The organism is Pediococcus acidilactici DSM 20284, assembly GCF_000146325.1.
Lineage (GTDB): Bacteria > Bacillota > Bacilli > Lactobacillales > Lactobacillaceae > Pediococcus > Pediococcus acidilactici.
Window position 1 is genome coordinate 383,075 of the sequence record NZ_GL397067.1, and the last position, 14,909, is coordinate 397,983.

Below are 14,909 nucleotides of genomic sequence, written 5' to 3' on the forward strand. Positions count from 1 at the left end.
ATGAAATACACTGCTTATATTTTTGGGCTAATTCTATTAATAGCTGATCAAGCATTTAAATTTTTTATTAGCCACACGATTCCCTTAGGTGCAGTATGGCCATTAATTCCAGGTGCACTGTCGTTAACTAATTTACGTAATGACGGGGCAGCCTGGAGTATTTTGGCAGGAAGCCAACTTTTATTTACTCTAATCACAATCGTTGCGCTCTTTGTTTTGGGCTATTTATTAATTACGCAGCATAACCACGTTTGGTATCGTTGGGGCTTGAGCCTAATGATTAGTGGCACGCTGGGTAATTTTATTGACCGCATTCGGTTAAAGTACGTGGTGGATATGTTTCAAGTGGATTGGTTTAATTTTCCAATCTTTAACATTGCCGATAGTTGCTTAACCATCGGAGTGCTCATTTTAATGATTGCGATTATGCGAGATAACCGAATTGAAGGATAAGGGGATTTTATGAAAGAAATTAATTTTACGATTGAAGAATCTGCAAAGGGGCGTTTGGATAAGGTGATTGCGGAAAACGTCGCTGATCTAACCCGTTCTCAAGTGCAAAGCTTGATTAAAAAAGGGCAGATTCTGGTAAACGACGTGCCTACTACCAATCGTTATCAAGTTAAACCGAACGATCAAGTTATAATCAAGCTACCAGATCCGGTAGCAATTGACGTTCAGCCCGAAAAAATGGATTTAGATATTGTATATGAAGATGACGACGTGATTGTTGTTAATAAGCCCCAGGGTATGGTTGTCCATCCTGCTCCCGGGCACGATCATGGAACTTTGGTGAACGGACTACTGGCCCACACGCCTTTGGCAACGATTAATGGGGAGTTGCGCCCTGGAATTGTGCATCGAATTGACAAGGATACTTCCGGATTGCTTATGGTTGCTAAAAACGACCAAGCTTTAGTAAGCTTGAGCAAACAGTTAAAGGACAAAACTAACCAACGTAAGTATTGGGCAATCGTTCATGGTAATATCAAAGAAGATACTGGTACGATTAATGCACCAATTGGTCGTTCTAAAAAAGATCGCAAAAAAATGGCCATCAACGAGGAAGGTCGCCCGGCGGTCACACATTTTAAAGTTTTAGAACGGTTTGGCGAATATACCCTCATAGAATGCCAGCTAGAAACCGGACGAACCCATCAAATTCGGGTGCACCTTAAGTACATTGGTCATCCCGTAGCGGGAGATCCGTTATACGGTCCCCGAAAGACCTTGAAGGGAAACGGCCAGTTTTTACATGCTAAATTACTAGGGTTTAAACACCCGCGGACTGGCGAAGAAATGGTGTTTGAAGTTGATCCACCAGCTATTTTCCAGGCCACTTTAAAAAAATTACGAGCCATTAGTGACTAAGAAATTTTTGCACAAGGTTGAAAAAGATTTAGATAACGTAAGTATGGCGTTGATATTAAAACTACGGAGGAGCTGACATTATGGAAAAAGAAATTATGGATGCAATGGCGATGAAACGAGCGTTGACTCGCATTACATATGAAATCATCGAACGGAATAAGGGCGTTGAAGATATTGTTTTAATTGGCATTAAAACTCGGGGAGTGTACATTGCTAAACGAATTGCTGAACGCCTGAAACAATTAGAGAATATTGATATTCCAGTTGGCGAGTTGGATATTGCGGAGTATCGCGACGATCAACGCGATGGGGCAGGCAAGCGGCCTACCAAAACTAATGCTAACCTATCTAAAATTGACTTGAAAGACAAGAAGGTTATCTTGATCGACGACGTATTGTATACTGGGAGAACGATTCGGGCGGCAATGGATGCCATTATGGACATTAACCGGCCAGCGCAAATTAGTTTAGCTGTTTTGGTCGACCGCGGACACCGTGAATTACCAATTCGAGCAGATTTCGTCGGGAAAAACATTCCTACTGCCCAGAATGAAAAAATAAACGTCTCCGTTCGTGAAATCGACGATGAAGACGTTGTGTTATTAACGAATTAAAGGTGCATTAAATTGTGGAGGTGGCATTATGGCAGACCGTTACTTGATTTTAGAAGATGGTTCTGTTTTTAAAGGCAAAGCATTTGGCTCACGAGCAACCACCTTTGGCGAAGTTGTTTTTAATACCGTAATGACCGGCTATCAGCAGGTGATTACTAATCAAATTTACCATAATCAAATTATTGTTTTTTCTCAACCAACCATTGGTGCGGTCGGTATTGACCGCTCGAGTTATGAATCTGTTGACCCAACTTGTAAGGGAGTGATTGTCCGTGATGTCGCCGACGTTTCCATTAACCGGCGTCGGCGCCTTTCGCTGGACGAATATTTAAAGCGACAAAACATTCCGGGAATTTCTGGAATTGATACCCGTGCATTAATTAAAAAACTACGCACCAACGGTAAAATGAAGGGAAGCATTATCGATCCGGTTAAGGATTTAGAACATGCATTTGACCAACTCCGGGCGATTGTCTTGACTAATCAACAGGTAAACCAAGTTTCAACCCCTAAACCATTCCCTAATCCAGGAAATGGTAAAAATGTGGTGGTAATTGATTTAGGACTAAAATATGGTATTTTACGGCAGTTAAACCAACGAGATTGCAACGTTACGGTTTTAACTTATTCAGCAACTGCCGATACTATTTTTAGCCTTGATCCGGACGGTGTGATTATTTCCACGGGTCCCGGGAATCCCAATGATTTACCAGCGGAAGTTATCGAAATGATTCAAACCGTACAGCGCAATAATATTCCTTTATTTGCGATTGGGTTGGGGCATGAAGCATTTGCAATTGCAAATGGTTGCCAAATTAGTGAACTAACCTCTGAGCATCACGGCGCTAATCATCCAATTTTATCGGTAATTACCGACGAAATAATGTACGCATCACATGGTCAGGGATACACGGTAGACCCAGCAACCGTGAACCGCAAGGATTTAATTGTTACGCATTATGATATGATTGATCACTCAATTCAAGGTTTACGGCACCGGGACTTCCCCGCATTTAGCGTCCAATTTTTCCCTGATAGTTCACCAGGACCTCGCGAAGCAACCGAAATGTTTGATGAATTTATGGAAATGATGACGACAAGAGGGGGCCGTTAAGTTGGCTAGATTTCACGCAAGAAACGTTTTAATTATTGGTAACGGACCAACGCAAATTGGTCGCGATACGGAAAGCGAAGCAGCAGCCGCACAAATTATTGAGATTTTTGCGCAAAAGGGACGTAATTTATTTTACGTAACCAACGATGCTAACTCCGTAATCCCGCAACTAGACGTGCCAATTAACTTTATCGTCACCGAATTAACGGTGAACAATTTAATCCAGATTCTTCGAGAACATGAAATCGACGTAATCTTGCCGGTAGTAGGTAATACTGGCGGGCTACAGTTAGCGGAGCAGTTAAATGAATCTGGGATCCTAAAAGAGCTTAATATTCGGACAATGGGCGTCACGACCACTACGATCCACAACATCAATAATCCTGAATTGATGAATAAAGTCCTGCGACATATTAAGGAACCAATTATTCCGACGACGGTAGTGGAAAACGAAAAAAACGCGGTTATGTTTGCTAAGCGAGTGGGGTTCCCGATATTAATCAAACCGATTGCTTCCTTAACTAAGACAAACCGAATTAAATGCGATAACGAACACCAGTTACAAGAAGTGTTAGAGACGGCCTTCAAGGTCTCGACAACTAACCAAGTTGCCGTAGAAAAGAGCGTAGTGGGCTATAAAGAGATTGAGATGACCGTGATTAGAGACGCAGAAGGTTCGAAGCTACTTATTAATGGTGCCGAAGACCTTAACCCAATCGGTGTTCATTCGGGTGATTCGATTATCTTTAGTCCAACGCAAACGTTGACCGATACAGAATTTCAAGAATTGCGGGCTTCGGCATTAAAAATTACCGAAGTTTTGAAGATTAAGGGCGTTTGTCATGTCCAATACGCACTTGACCCGACGAACGGCAAGTACTTCGTAACACGAATCAATCCGTTCTTTGACCGGACTACGGCTTTTGCAGCGCGAGCAACTGGCTATCCCGTTGCTACAGTAGTGGCCGAGATCTTATTAGGAAAGAACCTTCGCGAAATTGAGCTAACCGGAGTGCAAAAACACGACGCCTTGGCATTAATTGAGCCTACGTTAGATCATATTGCGGTACGCTTTCCGACATGGTCGTTTGCTAGCTTTAAGAATGCGGATCAAGAGTTAAATACGAAAATGAAATCAACGGGAGCAGTAATGTCTTTCGGACGGAGCGCGGAAGAAGCTCTTCAAAAGGCGATTCGCTCAGTAGATTCGACGACAGCTGCGGAACAAGCGGCCCTGGACGAATCCCAATTGAGCGAGGCGCAACTGATTAACGTCTTGATCCACGAGCGGGCGGGCGAAGTTTACTATTTACTAGAGGCTTTACGACGAGGTTATACAGTTGACGAGCTTGCTGAAATGACGCACATTGACGCTTTTTATTTCTACAAATTACGGCATTTAATTAAAGTTGAAAACCGTCTAAAGGCCCACCATTTTGATGCCGAGGCTTTACGAGAAGCGAAATACTTTGGATTTGGAGACACACAAATTGCCCACCTCTGGCGCACCACTCCTAGTGCAGTACGTAAATTTCGGACGGAAACGGCTAAAGTATTTCCGACCTACAAGGGCGTTGAGCCTACCGCTGGGGAATTTCCATACCTCACCAACACCTATTATTCAACTTTTGAAGATGAAGACGAGGCTGTGCAGATTTCCGGTAAAAAGGTGTTAGTTTTAGGCACGGCAAACAGCCAGGTGGGAACGAATAGTGCTGCAGAGTATACCACTTTTCAAACCTTACGGCGGTGTAAGACTTTAGGGTACAAAGTGATTTTAATTAACAATAACCCTAACGCAATTACTTTTAACCAGCAATTAGCGGACAAAGTCTATTTAGAGCCCTTAACCGTGGAAAATTGTTTGAATATTATCCAACGTGAAAAGCCTGATAAAGTGCTGGCTCAAGGAAAATGGCAAATTGTTACACAGTTAACCGAACAAAACATTGAAATTGCGCAAATCCCTCTAAGCCGAACGACGCGGTCAGAAAACATCGGAGCTGATTACATGGCGGTAATTAGTAAGATAAATGGTCAAACCCATCTATTTGGCATTATCGGGGTAGATCAGAATAGACTGTTTAGTTTTGCTGAGAACTCAGTCGTGGATCAACAGTTAGATACCTCGGCAATTGATGAGGAAGCTAATCAAATTGAACATGACGGAATCTTTTCGGTAATGTTGAAAAAAGAAGCTTCCGCGTTGAAGGTGATTAGCTGTGTACCGGTGGCAATCCAGGATTTACCATTCTTATCCCTTGCATTTAACCAAGATTTTGCAGGAATGATTACTGAAATTACGCTTACCGGAACGTTCCAAATTGAAGAACACCCGGTTCGGATGGCTAGGTATCACTACGAACATGTTTATCCGTATAAGCAATTTGGGTTAACGCAACCACAAAGGGCGCCATACTCCTTAGCAATTGGTGCCAAACTAGAACAAGCTGACTCATAGTTTTAAGATTAGAGCATAAAAAAACTGTCATTATAAAGTCAATTATGAATACACCTGAGAACTTAACTTCTAAGTGTGTTCCGTTATCTGACTTAATATGACAGTTTTTTTGAATTAGTTAGTTATTTTTTCTGCATCAATTTTTGAACGACCGTAATCTGTGGGGTAACTTTTAAAGTACGTTGCCCTTCGTAAATCACAAATCCCGGTTTAGCGCCATTCGGTTTACGGATATTCTTTACTGGTACGTAATCAACAGGTACGTTAGCTGAATTCTTTCCCTTTGAATAATATGCTGCAATTGTAGCTGCTTCAATCAGGGTTTGTTCTGACGGCTGGCTACTTTCTATGATAACGTGTGAACCAGGAATATCTTTAGCATGTAGCCAATAGTAATCTTTTTTGGCGGTCTTCAATGTTAAACGATCGTTTTGGGCATCATTTTTTCCCACCAAAATAGGTGTTTGATCGCTGGAAATAAACTGCTCCGGCTTACTAATAACGTTTTTGACACGTTTTTTAGGATTCCTTTGCTTACGAAGGTAACCTTCATTTTCCAACTCGATTTTAATTTCGGCCAAATCTTCTGGTTTAGCCAAATCAATTTGAGTTTCAATATTGTCCAGAAAAGCAATTTCACTTTCGGTCTGCGCAATCTGTTCGCTAACGTACTTGACGGCATTTTTTTCCTTTTGGTACTTTTTAAAATACTTTTGTGCGTTCTGCGACGGTGATAATTGGTTTGATAGTTTGATCGTAATTGGTTGATTCTGATCATAAAAGTTGGGCAATTCAACGGAAGTCATTCCACGCTTGATCTGGCTTAAATACGTGGTTAATACCTCTCCTTTAATCCGGTAGCTATCAGCATACTGGGTTTGAGCCATTGTATTTTGCAATTTTTTTAGCTTTTTACGATTTTTCTTTAATTCATTACGCACTACCCGAATTAATTGATGTCCCCGTTGCTGAACCCGATCCCGTTGGACTTTCTCAAAATAGTATTGATCCAGCATTTCAGAAAGGCTATTAAAGGCTTGCAAATTTGGTTGATCCGCAGTTAACGTAGGCTGGATTGCTGAATAGGTTAACTTTTTAGCCTGAGACTCGTAAATAAATCCTTTTGGGCCCGTATTGAAGCAATCTAAGAACTCGTGGACAATCGTTGCGGGAGTTTGTCCATTAATTAAGCGATAAGCTAATTCAAGGGCATTTTCTTTGCCAAAGCCTTGAAATGTGGCTTGAATTTGCTTAGCTAAAACTTCATAATTTGGGTAATCCCGAAGCAAATTGTCCCAGGTTTGCTGGTTAGAGTCAGTAAAGGGGTTCAATAATTCTTGAGCGGGTGGGGTAATGTATTGTGCGCCCGGAACTAACATCCGATATCGGTTTTGATCAGCAGAAATGTGTTTGATCGTGTCGATAATTTTTTGCGAGCTGCCTAAGTACAAAATAACGTTACTACGCCGACCCATAATCTCAACTGATAGGATTACGTCTTCTTCGTCACCAATATCGTTACGGTGTGAAAAATAGAAGTTAATAATACGGTCATTATCCAGTTGCTTAACCGACTTTAAAATAGCGCCCTCAAGGTGTTTCCGTAAGCTCATTACAAAATTGCTAGGAGTAGCGGGGTTGGATAGGGCTTGGTTAGTAACTTGAACACGTGCATAATTAGGGTGCGAGGAAATTAGTAAAGGAACGTTTTTCCGATTTGCTCGGATAGTGAGTACTAATTCACTTTGGTAAGGTTGGTAAATTTTAGCTACGCGGCCACTTTCAAGACTGCGTAACTCGTTAACCATGGCGTGGGTAAATAAACCATCAAAGGCCATGTAATCAGTCCCTTCTAATAATTAATTACTAATTTCAAGTATACCGTTTATAGATTTTAGTTGCAAAGAATTGCTTATTTGCATTATACAACTATTTTAGTTGTATAATGCAATACGAAGGAGAGGATCATTTATGCAAGCCAGTTTAACTGCCTTAGAGCAAATTGCTCATATTCGTAATAACTACTTAAAAAAATATTGTTATGAAATGACGGGGACCGTTGCAGATTGGAAGATGGTGAATTACGTTAACGATGCTAGACTAACGACCCTAAATTTAGTGGAACTAAGCGGCTTAGATAAATCAACCGTTAGTCGTCAATTAAAACATGCTATCCAGCATAATTTTTTGCAAAAACAAAGTAATGAAATCGACCAACGTAAAAGTACTTTTACGATTACCGATAAAGGCGATACCTTAAGAACTTACGTTAACCAAAAAATGGCTGAGTTTGACCGGCATCTTTTTGATAACTGGAGTGAAGAGGAATCCGCCATGTTTCAAATCTTAATTAATCGCGTATTAAAAAACGCTTTAAAATAGGGCTGTCGTGTCAAGTTATGGGAGCATTCAATAAAGAATTATGGTATAGTGATTGTTATGGATTTTAAATGAAGTAGGTGTACTAATGAAAACAGCTATTGTTACTGATAGTACTTGTTATTTAACGGATAAAGAAATTGAAGAAAATAATATCACGGTTGTTCCAATTCCAGTAATTATCGACGGAAAAAGTTATAAAGAAGGCGTTGATATTACTACCGAAGAATTTTACGAACGCCTGCGTACGTCGCAATCATTTCCTAGCACATCACAGCCTCCACTAGGAGAAATGATTGAACTTTACCAAGATTTAGCTAAACAGGGTTATGAAAATATCATCAGTATCCACTTAGCTAGTACGATTTCAGGTTTAGTGGCGAGCTTAAAGAGTCTAGAAGGGACCATTGACGGAGTTAACCTAGTAGTTTATGATTCTCAACTAACGATTCGCTTAATGGGAGTACTTGCGCTTGAAGCTGCGCGTATGGCAAAAGAAGATGCCGATATCAACGACATCATTGCGCGACTCGACTTTTTACGTTCGACATTTGACGAGTATTTTGTTGTGGATGATCTACAAAACCTTGTCCGCGGGGGCCGTCTATCTAACGCTTCTGCTTTCGTGGGAAGCTTATTAAAGATTAAGCCGATTTTAACTTTCAACGACAAGCACGAAATTGTCGCTTTCGAAAAGGTTCGGTCGCGTAAAAAGGCAATGGCACGGGTTGAAAAACTCTTTGCGGAGGCCTACAAATCAGTAGATTATCCTCTGCGAGCCGTAGTCATTCATGCCAATGATGAAAAGAGCGCGATTAAATGGCGGGAGAGCCTAAAAGAAAAGTATCCTAGCTTACCAATTGATATATCTTACTTTGGTCCCGTAATCGGAACCCATTTAGGTGAGAAAGCAATTGCTTTGGCTTGGTTAATTGATTACACAAAAAAATAAACGAATTACAGTTGGCTGCCAAGAGCTGCCAGAAGTAATCCGCCTAGTAAACTCGCGAGTGCGTAAAGCACCGCGAGTTTTTTTGTATTTGGTTGTTTGAATAGGGTGACTACCTCATTTGCAAACGTTGAGAAGGTTGAAAAACCTCCAAGGACACCGCTAGTTAGCAAAATTTGGGTAAGGGGGCTGGTAATTACGCTAGTTAAATAACCAATCAAAAAACAAGCTAGCATGTTAATTAAAAAGGTTGACCAAGGGAAGCTTTCAGAAAGGGCCTGCCGATTAATGAAGGTGGTTGCCCAAAAACGAAAAAGGGCGCCTAGAGCACTTCCAAGGCTCACAATTAATAAACTCATTACTCCCATTCCTTTCGATAATGATGCAAAATCTGTTTGCCGCCAATTTGGCCCGCATAGGCGCAAAGTACTCCTAGAAGAAGGGAAAGTATCATAAAGCTACCACCGTTAATCCATTGCAAATGTACCAGCAGTTTATCTGAGGATAGAATAAATGTTGAAAAGGTAGTAAAGCCGCCCATTAATCCCGTCGTAAGCCCCACGTTAATAAAATCAGAAGTTTCTAACGCAGTTAATAGGCCCCCTGTTAGAATACCTAGAAGAAAAGACCCCAGGAGGTTAATGATTATTAAATCTAATGGAAAAGCAGTGGCACCGTGATGGAAAAATGACTGTAATAGCAGTCGCAAAGCACCGCCAATTGCTCCAAACAGAGCAACACTAACACTTTTTTTAAACAAATTAATTCAATCCCTTTCAATTGAAAATAAGCAACATTAAATAAAATATCATAAAATAAGCGTTCATCATAGCAGGAAAGTAAGATTTCAGTATGATTACAATTAAGCCCTAGTGTCAACCTCAAAGGTTCAACTATGCTAAACTACTTTAGTAAGCTTAAATTTAAAGGGGTTACTTTGCATGTCAACAATTGAATTTCTACATAGTATTGTGTGGATTTTGGTCGGAATGATTTGCGCGTATGGATTAACAATTGACCAGTTTCAACAAACATTAATCGCGCAGTACAGTTCACGGGTATTATATATATTTGTTATTCTTACGGGACTGTTTAATGTAGTTCACACAGTTGCCATGTCGCCATTATTAGTTTGGATACAGTTTATTTTAGAAATTATTACCATCGGATTATTTGACTTTTTGCTGACGTACAAACGCAATAAACGTGGCTTTAAAAGCAATTTTGTGATCCTGCTCATCTTTGCATTTGCAATTACATCGCTACTTGCGGTAGTGATTCAGTATTTTTATGGCTAGTCGAATCGTAAAAGATGAGCATCTTATAAAAAATACCTTGTTGTGTGTTAACTTTAGTAAAGTCAAAACGTGCACCTAACGTCAGCTGAGCTGGTTGCACTTAACTCGAAAGCGACCATTATGCCAAATTCTGGTATAATGGTCGCTTTTTGTTAATGCTCACAAGCTACCTAACTTTTAAATTTAGTTTTAACGAATGATTAGGTCGGATTCAATGGCAATTTGACGAACGTCTCCAGAGATTGCTAAACGTCCCGCAGCTTGTCCTAATTGACGAAGATGGTGGTCAATAGTGGGAATTTTTAATAATTTCCCGGATATTTGATTTTCTTGGCCCATCATTTTCGGTAATTTCAATTGATTATCTATGTAATACTGGTAGACTCCAGCAATCACGTCATCGATGTTGCCAAAGATAAAATCTGGGTGGATTTGAGCGATCCGGGAAGCAGCTTGGTAAGCAACTGGATGACTATCAACTCCCTCAAAAATCAACTGGTCGTCTGGAAAAGTTTCGAAAACGTCTCGATAGGCTTGCAAAGTTACCTTACTAGTTGCACTAAGTTGGTAGGGCCGGCTTAAATTAATGGCAATCTTAGAATACCGGTTTTTTTTAATCCAATTAAAAGCAGCCACGTAAGTCTTTTTTCGTAAAACATACGCCGCTGCAATTGGCGTAACCCCGGGGTCTTCACAGCAGATTACCGGACCGTATTTTTGATAGGCAGCTAAACGTGCCAATGGTAGCTTGTGTGAAGTAAAGATGAGCGCATCAAAAGCTTTGCGATGCAATTTTTCTAAGTATTTTTCTTCCAGTTGCTCATCGTAACGCGATTCTAGCACAGAAACGTGATAGTCCGCAGCAAAGGCGGTATCCATAATTCCGTTAATTAATTCAGTAAAGAACGGGTGCTGCATTTGTGGGATTACGATACCGATCGTGTTAGATTTACCCTTACTTAAATCGCGAGCAAGCGCGTTGGGTACGTAATCTAGTTCGTCGATGACTTGTTGGATAGCTTGCTTCGCCGATTGGGATACGTAACCAGTCTGATTGAGAAAGCGGGAAACAGTAGATGCCGAATACCCAGATTTTTTAGCAATGTCTCTAATGTTGGTCATGTAATCCATCTCCTAATCCTGATAAGTCTATTTTAATATATGAAACGCGTTTCATAACAAATTAGGTAAAAGGGAACCCGTTCCAGTTGACAAAATAAAGTACTTCACTTGATGTGAAACCGATTTCCCCCTTTAAACTCCAAGGTAAAGGGGGAGATTTATATGTATACGTATTTTGAAGTAATCGCTGGTAGTCATGGTCAAATGTATTATGCTAACCTTAAATGCCATAATGGATATTTGGTTATTTCCAGCACTAGTAAGTTTAGTTGTTCAATAAAGCTCAGCGATATTATTTACGTAACCCAAAGTGATTTTCTAGGTACTAAAGTATATTCCTTTAATTACCAGGGCACGCAGATGAAATTTTTCGAAAATGGGCTAGGGATCGGCGAATATTTACGAAACCAATTTAAAGATGTCTTAGTTAAGCTTTAAAGTTAATACGCTTAAAAGGCTACAAAATGTATCCTGACAATTGTTTTTTTGTTCAAAAAAACTTATCATCATTTTAGGTACATCAATGTGCAATTTGAATGAAAGGTGATGAGATGACTATGAACAAAAAATTTAAGTTCAAAATGCCATCCGCGTATACCGTTTTAGTATTTATTATCATTATGATCGGTATTTTAACGTGGTTCATTCCAAGCGGTCACTACGCAATGGACAAAGCGGGGCGGATTATTGCTGGAACTTACCAGCAGACGGGATATCGTCCCCAAGGCATTTGGGATATTTGTATGGCCCCAATCATTGGAATGATCGGGAACAAGTACACAGACGGTGCCATTTCAATTTCCTTATTCATCCTGGTAATTGGGGGATTTTTAGGAGTGGTTAATAAAACCGAAGCTTTAGATAAGGGGATTAATCAAATCGTCTACAAGCTACAAGGGCGTGAAAAAGCACTCATTATTATTTTAATGATTTTATTTTCCCTTGGGGGCACAACTTTTGGAATGGGGGAAGAAACCATTGCGTTTTATCCCTTACTAATTCCAGTAATGATGAAAGTAGGCTTTGATTCCCTTACTGCAGTTGGGATTGCGTTAATTGGTACGCAAATTGGATGCTTAGCTTCCACGGTTAATCCGTTTGCTACCGGAGTTGCTTCCCAAACGATTAATATCTCGATGGGAGACGGATTATTTTCTCGGATTCTCTTGCTAGTTCTATTCGACGTTATTAGTATTACGTTCGTTTATCGCTATGCTACTAAGATTAAAAAGGATCCTACTAAATCTCTGGTTTATGGTCAACGCGAGGCCGATCAGAAGCGCTTTTTACAAGGATTTGATGAGAATCAGGCTGCTGAAACTGAAAAGTTAACCAAGGCGCAAAAACGGGTGCTTTTCATCTTCTGTTTAACTTTCGTACTCATGATTATTGCTTTGATTCCGTGGAGTTCAATTAACCCAAACTTTACTTTTTGGGACCAGTCGGTTAAGTGGCTAACTGGAATTCCATTCCTTGGCAAGTTACTTGGAACAGATATTGTACCGTTTGGTAGCTGGTACTTTAATGAAATTACCATGCTTTTCATCGTAATGTCGGTTGTGATTATGTTTGTAACCCACATGAAGGAAAGTGAATTTATTGAAGCCTTTATGAATGGAATGAGCGAGCTATTAAGTGTAGCAATCATTGTCGCCGTTGCTCGGGGGATCCAAGTAATTATGAATGATGCTGCAATTACAGATACCGTTCTTCACTGGGGTGAAATGGGGCTCAAGTCGTTACCAAAGACTGTTTTCATTATCTTGACGTACTTGTTCTACATTCCAATGTCGTTCCTAATCCCATCTACTTCTGGATTAGCATCGGCAACAATGGGAATCTTAGGTCCAATGGCGAACTTTGCTCACGTTGCAGAAAGCACCGTAGTAACTGCATTTCAAGCTGCGTCAGGCTGGGTAAACTTGATTACGCCAACCTCTGGGATCGTGGTCGGTGCGTTAGGAATTGCGCATGTTAACATTACCGTTTGGTGGAAATGGATGGCTAAATTGATGGTCGTTTTATTGATTGCCACGTGCGTATATTTAGCAGTACTTGCAATTATCTAAAGTTTCCTAATTAAATAAAAACACGTACTTTGTCAGCGAATTAAATTCAACGTTGTAAGTGCGTGTTTTTTTATATGTGGTGTAAAAAATGATTGTATAGCATTAAGAAACTACATAGCAGAACGTTAACCGCCAATTTAACCGTTGTAAACAGCTTAAGCTTGGTATAACTTGGTACAGATAAAGAATGCAAAGCTATCTGATCTGGGACAAGTCAAATGTCTATGAATCCTGGGGAAAGGAAGAGTGGGGACCATTAAAGTGCAGATGAATTGCTACTGAATTAGTTTTCTTTTTCTAGTTTACATAATATATATTATTGAAAGTAACGTACAATTTTAATAATGGTCTGATTTTATAAGTAATCTAAAAAATCCATGATTACTACAAAATTTAATAAAGTACAAATAAATACTCTTCTTGTAATAATCATGGATTTTTTGAGCTGCTACTACGCTTAAACTATTTGGTTAGTACAATACCTGCTAATAAGTGTTATCTGTATAGTAAGTTGTGTCTAGTCCCGCAGTATTATACGTGGTGCTGTTAGGATTGCTAAAGAAATCAGTGTTCAATTCGTTGAGCTTAGTTTCTGTATTGTGCAATTTCTTAGATGTTAGTCCAAGATTTTTGCGCAACTGGTCTGACGCGCTTTGTAAACTAGCAGTATCGATTACTTGATAAGAACTTCCGTTGATCCAAGCTTCTCGGCCAACGAGTTGTTTTGTCACGACGTGCTTAGTACATTGATGGTAATGACTAATTAATTTTTCGATTTGCTGCGTAGTTAAGTCGGTACTAATATGCGAACCTAATTTGTTCATCAAAGTTGGTATCCTAAACATATATTGTGGAGACTGCAATTTGTGGACGATCTGCATTAAAACTTCTTGCTGTCGTAATTGTCGTCCGTAGTCCCCACGCGGATCCTGATAACGCATCCTGGTGTAAGCTAAAGCTTTTTCACCATTCAGATGATGGGTACCCTTTGGAATTGTTTGACCATCAAAGCTAACCACAATGTCAGTTTTGACGGTCACCCCGCCCACAAAGTCGACTAACTCTTTTAAAGCGCCCATATCAATGGTTACACTGTAATCAAGTGGCATACCTAAAAAAGCGCTCACAGTTTTCTTAGCAACTGGTGCTTTACCAATTTCATAAGCAGCGTTGATTTTCTGAACGTCTTTTTTAGCATGGTTGGTCTTAATTTCGGCCAAAGAATCTCGTGGGACCGAATAAAGCAGCGTCTGCTTAGTGCGTGGGTTTAGCGTCGCGACCATCATCGAATCGGATAATCCTCTATCAATCCGGCCGTCAGAGCCCGTGTCAACGCCTAATAGTAGAACCGAGAACGGTTTTTGCTGATTAATTTTATTAGATACCGAAGAAGTACTAGTTTTTATCGTCTTAAACGCTTTATACTCGTAAAACTTAAAAACTAGTACTCCAATCACCGAAAGCACTAACACTATTGCTGCTACATATCCAAATACTTTTTTCGCTCTCATAATACAGTTCCTCCAATCTTA

15 protein-coding genes are annotated in these 14,909 nt (G+C 40.1%); 10 read left to right on the forward strand and 5 right to left on the reverse strand.

Going from position 1 to position 14,909, the window contains the following annotated elements; all coding sequences use genetic code 11:
• From lspA to HMPREF0623_RS01990, 5 genes are all read left to right on the forward strand, one after another.
• On the forward strand, positions 1 to 453 hold the full coding sequence (lspA, locus tag HMPREF0623_RS01970) for a signal peptidase II (RefSeq protein WP_004165847.1): 453 nt from the start codon (positions 1 to 3) through the stop codon (positions 451 to 453).
• Between the two features lie 9 nt (positions 454 to 462).
• Positions 463 to 1,371 (forward strand): RluA family pseudouridine synthase, encoded by a 909-nt coding sequence (locus tag HMPREF0623_RS01975; protein WP_002831629.1) that lies wholly within the window; start codon positions 463 to 465, stop codon positions 1,369 to 1,371.
• An 80-nt stretch (positions 1,372 to 1,451) separates the two neighbouring features.
• The gene (gene pyrR, locus HMPREF0623_RS01980) at positions 1,452 to 1,985 is read left to right on the forward strand and encodes a bifunctional pyr operon transcriptional regulator/uracil phosphoribosyltransferase PyrR (protein ID WP_002831630.1); all 534 of its coding nucleotides are present in this window, start codon (positions 1,452 to 1,454) and stop codon (positions 1,983 to 1,985) included.
• 28 nt (positions 1,986 to 2,013) lie between these two features.
• A complete protein-coding gene (locus HMPREF0623_RS01985; RefSeq protein ID WP_002831632.1) occupies positions 2,014 to 3,099 on the forward strand; it encodes a carbamoyl phosphate synthase small subunit in 1,086 nt (361 codons plus the stop codon).
• A 1-nt stretch (position 3,100) separates the two neighbouring features.
• A complete protein-coding gene (locus tag HMPREF0623_RS01990) occupies positions 3,101 to 5,560 on the forward strand; it encodes an ATP-binding protein (RefSeq protein ID WP_004165848.1) in 2,460 nt (819 codons plus the stop codon).
• Positions 5,561 to 5,682: 122 nt separating this feature from the next.
• Here the strand turns inward: HMPREF0623_RS01990 and HMPREF0623_RS01995 are convergent, their stop codons facing one another.
• Positions 5,683 to 7,398, reverse strand: a complete 1,716-nt coding sequence (locus tag HMPREF0623_RS01995; protein ID WP_002831634.1) for an Rqc2 family fibronectin-binding protein — start codon at positions 7,396 to 7,398, stop codon at positions 5,683 to 5,685.
• 133 nt (positions 7,399 to 7,531) lie between these two features.
• Between HMPREF0623_RS01995 and HMPREF0623_RS02000 the strand changes: the two genes are divergently transcribed.
• Together HMPREF0623_RS02000 and HMPREF0623_RS02005 are read left to right on the forward strand one after the other, a co-directional pair.
• Entirely contained in the window at positions 7,532 to 7,942 is a 411-nt protein-coding gene (locus HMPREF0623_RS02000) for a MarR family winged helix-turn-helix transcriptional regulator (RefSeq protein ID WP_004165849.1), read from the forward strand.
• A gap of 85 nt (positions 7,943 to 8,027) precedes the next feature.
• On the forward strand, positions 8,028 to 8,891 hold the full coding sequence (locus HMPREF0623_RS02005; RefSeq protein ID WP_004165850.1) for a DegV family protein: 864 nt from the start codon (positions 8,028 to 8,030) through the stop codon (positions 8,889 to 8,891).
• Between the two features lie 5 nt (positions 8,892 to 8,896).
• Here HMPREF0623_RS02005 and crcB read toward each other — a convergent pair whose 3' ends face one another.
• Both crcB and HMPREF0623_RS02015 read right to left on the reverse strand, forming a co-directional pair.
• Positions 8,897 to 9,247, reverse strand: a complete 351-nt coding sequence (gene crcB, locus HMPREF0623_RS02010) for a fluoride efflux transporter CrcB (RefSeq protein WP_005916895.1) — start codon at positions 9,245 to 9,247, stop codon at positions 8,897 to 8,899.
• Positions 9,247 to 9,648 carry a FluC/FEX family fluoride channel gene (locus HMPREF0623_RS02015; RefSeq protein ID WP_002831638.1) on the reverse strand — a complete coding sequence of 134 codons (402 nt, stop codon included), beginning with the start codon at positions 9,646 to 9,648 and terminating at the stop codon, positions 9,247 to 9,249. Before HMPREF0623_RS02015 ends, crcB begins: the two co-directional genes overlap by 1 nt.
• A gap of 181 nt (positions 9,649 to 9,829) precedes the next feature.
• On the opposite strand from HMPREF0623_RS02015, the gene HMPREF0623_RS02020 reads away from it, so the two are divergent.
• Complete coding sequence (locus HMPREF0623_RS02020; RefSeq protein ID WP_002831639.1) at positions 9,830 to 10,186, forward strand: DUF1516 family protein; 357 nt, start codon at positions 9,830 to 9,832, stop codon at positions 10,184 to 10,186.
• Between the two features lie 189 nt (positions 10,187 to 10,375).
• On the opposite strand, the gene HMPREF0623_RS02025 is transcribed toward HMPREF0623_RS02020, so the two are convergent.
• Positions 10,376 to 11,308, reverse strand: coding sequence for a LacI family DNA-binding transcriptional regulator (locus tag HMPREF0623_RS02025; RefSeq protein WP_004165851.1), 933 nt, complete (start codon positions 11,306 to 11,308; stop codon positions 10,376 to 10,378).
• A gap of 162 nt (positions 11,309 to 11,470) precedes the next feature.
• Here HMPREF0623_RS02025 and HMPREF0623_RS02030 point away from each other — a divergent pair, with 162 nt between their 5' ends.
• Entirely contained in the window at positions 11,471 to 11,746 is a 276-nt protein-coding gene (locus HMPREF0623_RS02030; RefSeq protein WP_004165852.1) for a hypothetical protein, read from the forward strand.
• 119 nt (positions 11,747 to 11,865) lie between these two features.
• The gene (locus HMPREF0623_RS02035) at positions 11,866 to 13,377 is read left to right on the forward strand and encodes a YfcC family protein (RefSeq protein ID WP_002831641.1); all 1,512 of its coding nucleotides are present in this window, start codon (positions 11,866 to 11,868) and stop codon (positions 13,375 to 13,377) included.
• Between the two features lie 485 nt (positions 13,378 to 13,862).
• Here the strand turns inward: HMPREF0623_RS02035 and HMPREF0623_RS02040 are convergent, their stop codons facing one another.
• Positions 13,863 to 14,888 (reverse strand): LCP family protein, encoded by a 1,026-nt coding sequence (locus HMPREF0623_RS02040; RefSeq protein ID WP_004165854.1) that lies wholly within the window; start codon positions 14,886 to 14,888, stop codon positions 13,863 to 13,865.
• Positions 14,889 to 14,909: the final 21 nt, after the last annotated feature.

Excerpts from the sequence above, each read along its gene's own strand:
- lspA (WP_004165847.1), top strand. The coding sequence starts at position 1 with ATGAAATACACTGCTTATATTTTTGGGCTAATTCTATTAATAGCTGAT.
- HMPREF0623_RS01975 (WP_002831629.1), top strand. The coding sequence starts at position 463 with ATGAAAGAAATTAATTTTACGATTGAAGAATCTGCAAAGGGGCGTTTG.
- pyrR (WP_002831630.1), top strand. The coding sequence starts at position 1,452 with ATGGAAAAAGAAATTATGGATGCAATGGCGATGAAACGAGCGTTGACT.
- HMPREF0623_RS01985 (WP_002831632.1), top strand. The coding sequence starts at position 2,014 with ATGGCAGACCGTTACTTGATTTTAGAAGATGGTTCTGTTTTTAAAGGC.
- HMPREF0623_RS01995 (WP_002831634.1), bottom strand. The coding sequence starts at position 7,398 with ATGGCCTTTGATGGTTTATTTACCCACGCCATGGTTAACGAGTTACGC.
- HMPREF0623_RS02000 (WP_004165849.1), top strand. The coding sequence starts at position 7,532 with ATGCAAGCCAGTTTAACTGCCTTAGAGCAAATTGCTCATATTCGTAAT.
- HMPREF0623_RS02005 (WP_004165850.1), top strand. The coding sequence starts at position 8,028 with ATGAAAACAGCTATTGTTACTGATAGTACTTGTTATTTAACGGATAAA.
- crcB (WP_005916895.1), bottom strand. The coding sequence starts at position 9,247 with ATGAGTTTATTAATTGTGAGCCTTGGAAGTGCTCTAGGCGCCCTTTTT.
- HMPREF0623_RS02020 (WP_002831639.1), top strand. The coding sequence starts at position 9,830 with ATGTCAACAATTGAATTTCTACATAGTATTGTGTGGATTTTGGTCGGA.
- HMPREF0623_RS02025 (WP_004165851.1), bottom strand. The coding sequence starts at position 11,308 with ATGACCAACATTAGAGACATTGCTAAAAAATCTGGGTATTCGGCATCT.
- HMPREF0623_RS02030 (WP_004165852.1), top strand. The coding sequence starts at position 11,471 with ATGTATACGTATTTTGAAGTAATCGCTGGTAGTCATGGTCAAATGTAT.
- HMPREF0623_RS02035 (WP_002831641.1), top strand. The coding sequence starts at position 11,866 with ATGAACAAAAAATTTAAGTTCAAAATGCCATCCGCGTATACCGTTTTA.
- HMPREF0623_RS02040 (WP_004165854.1), bottom strand. The coding sequence starts at position 14,888 with ATGAGAGCGAAAAAAGTATTTGGATATGTAGCAGCAATAGTGTTAGTG.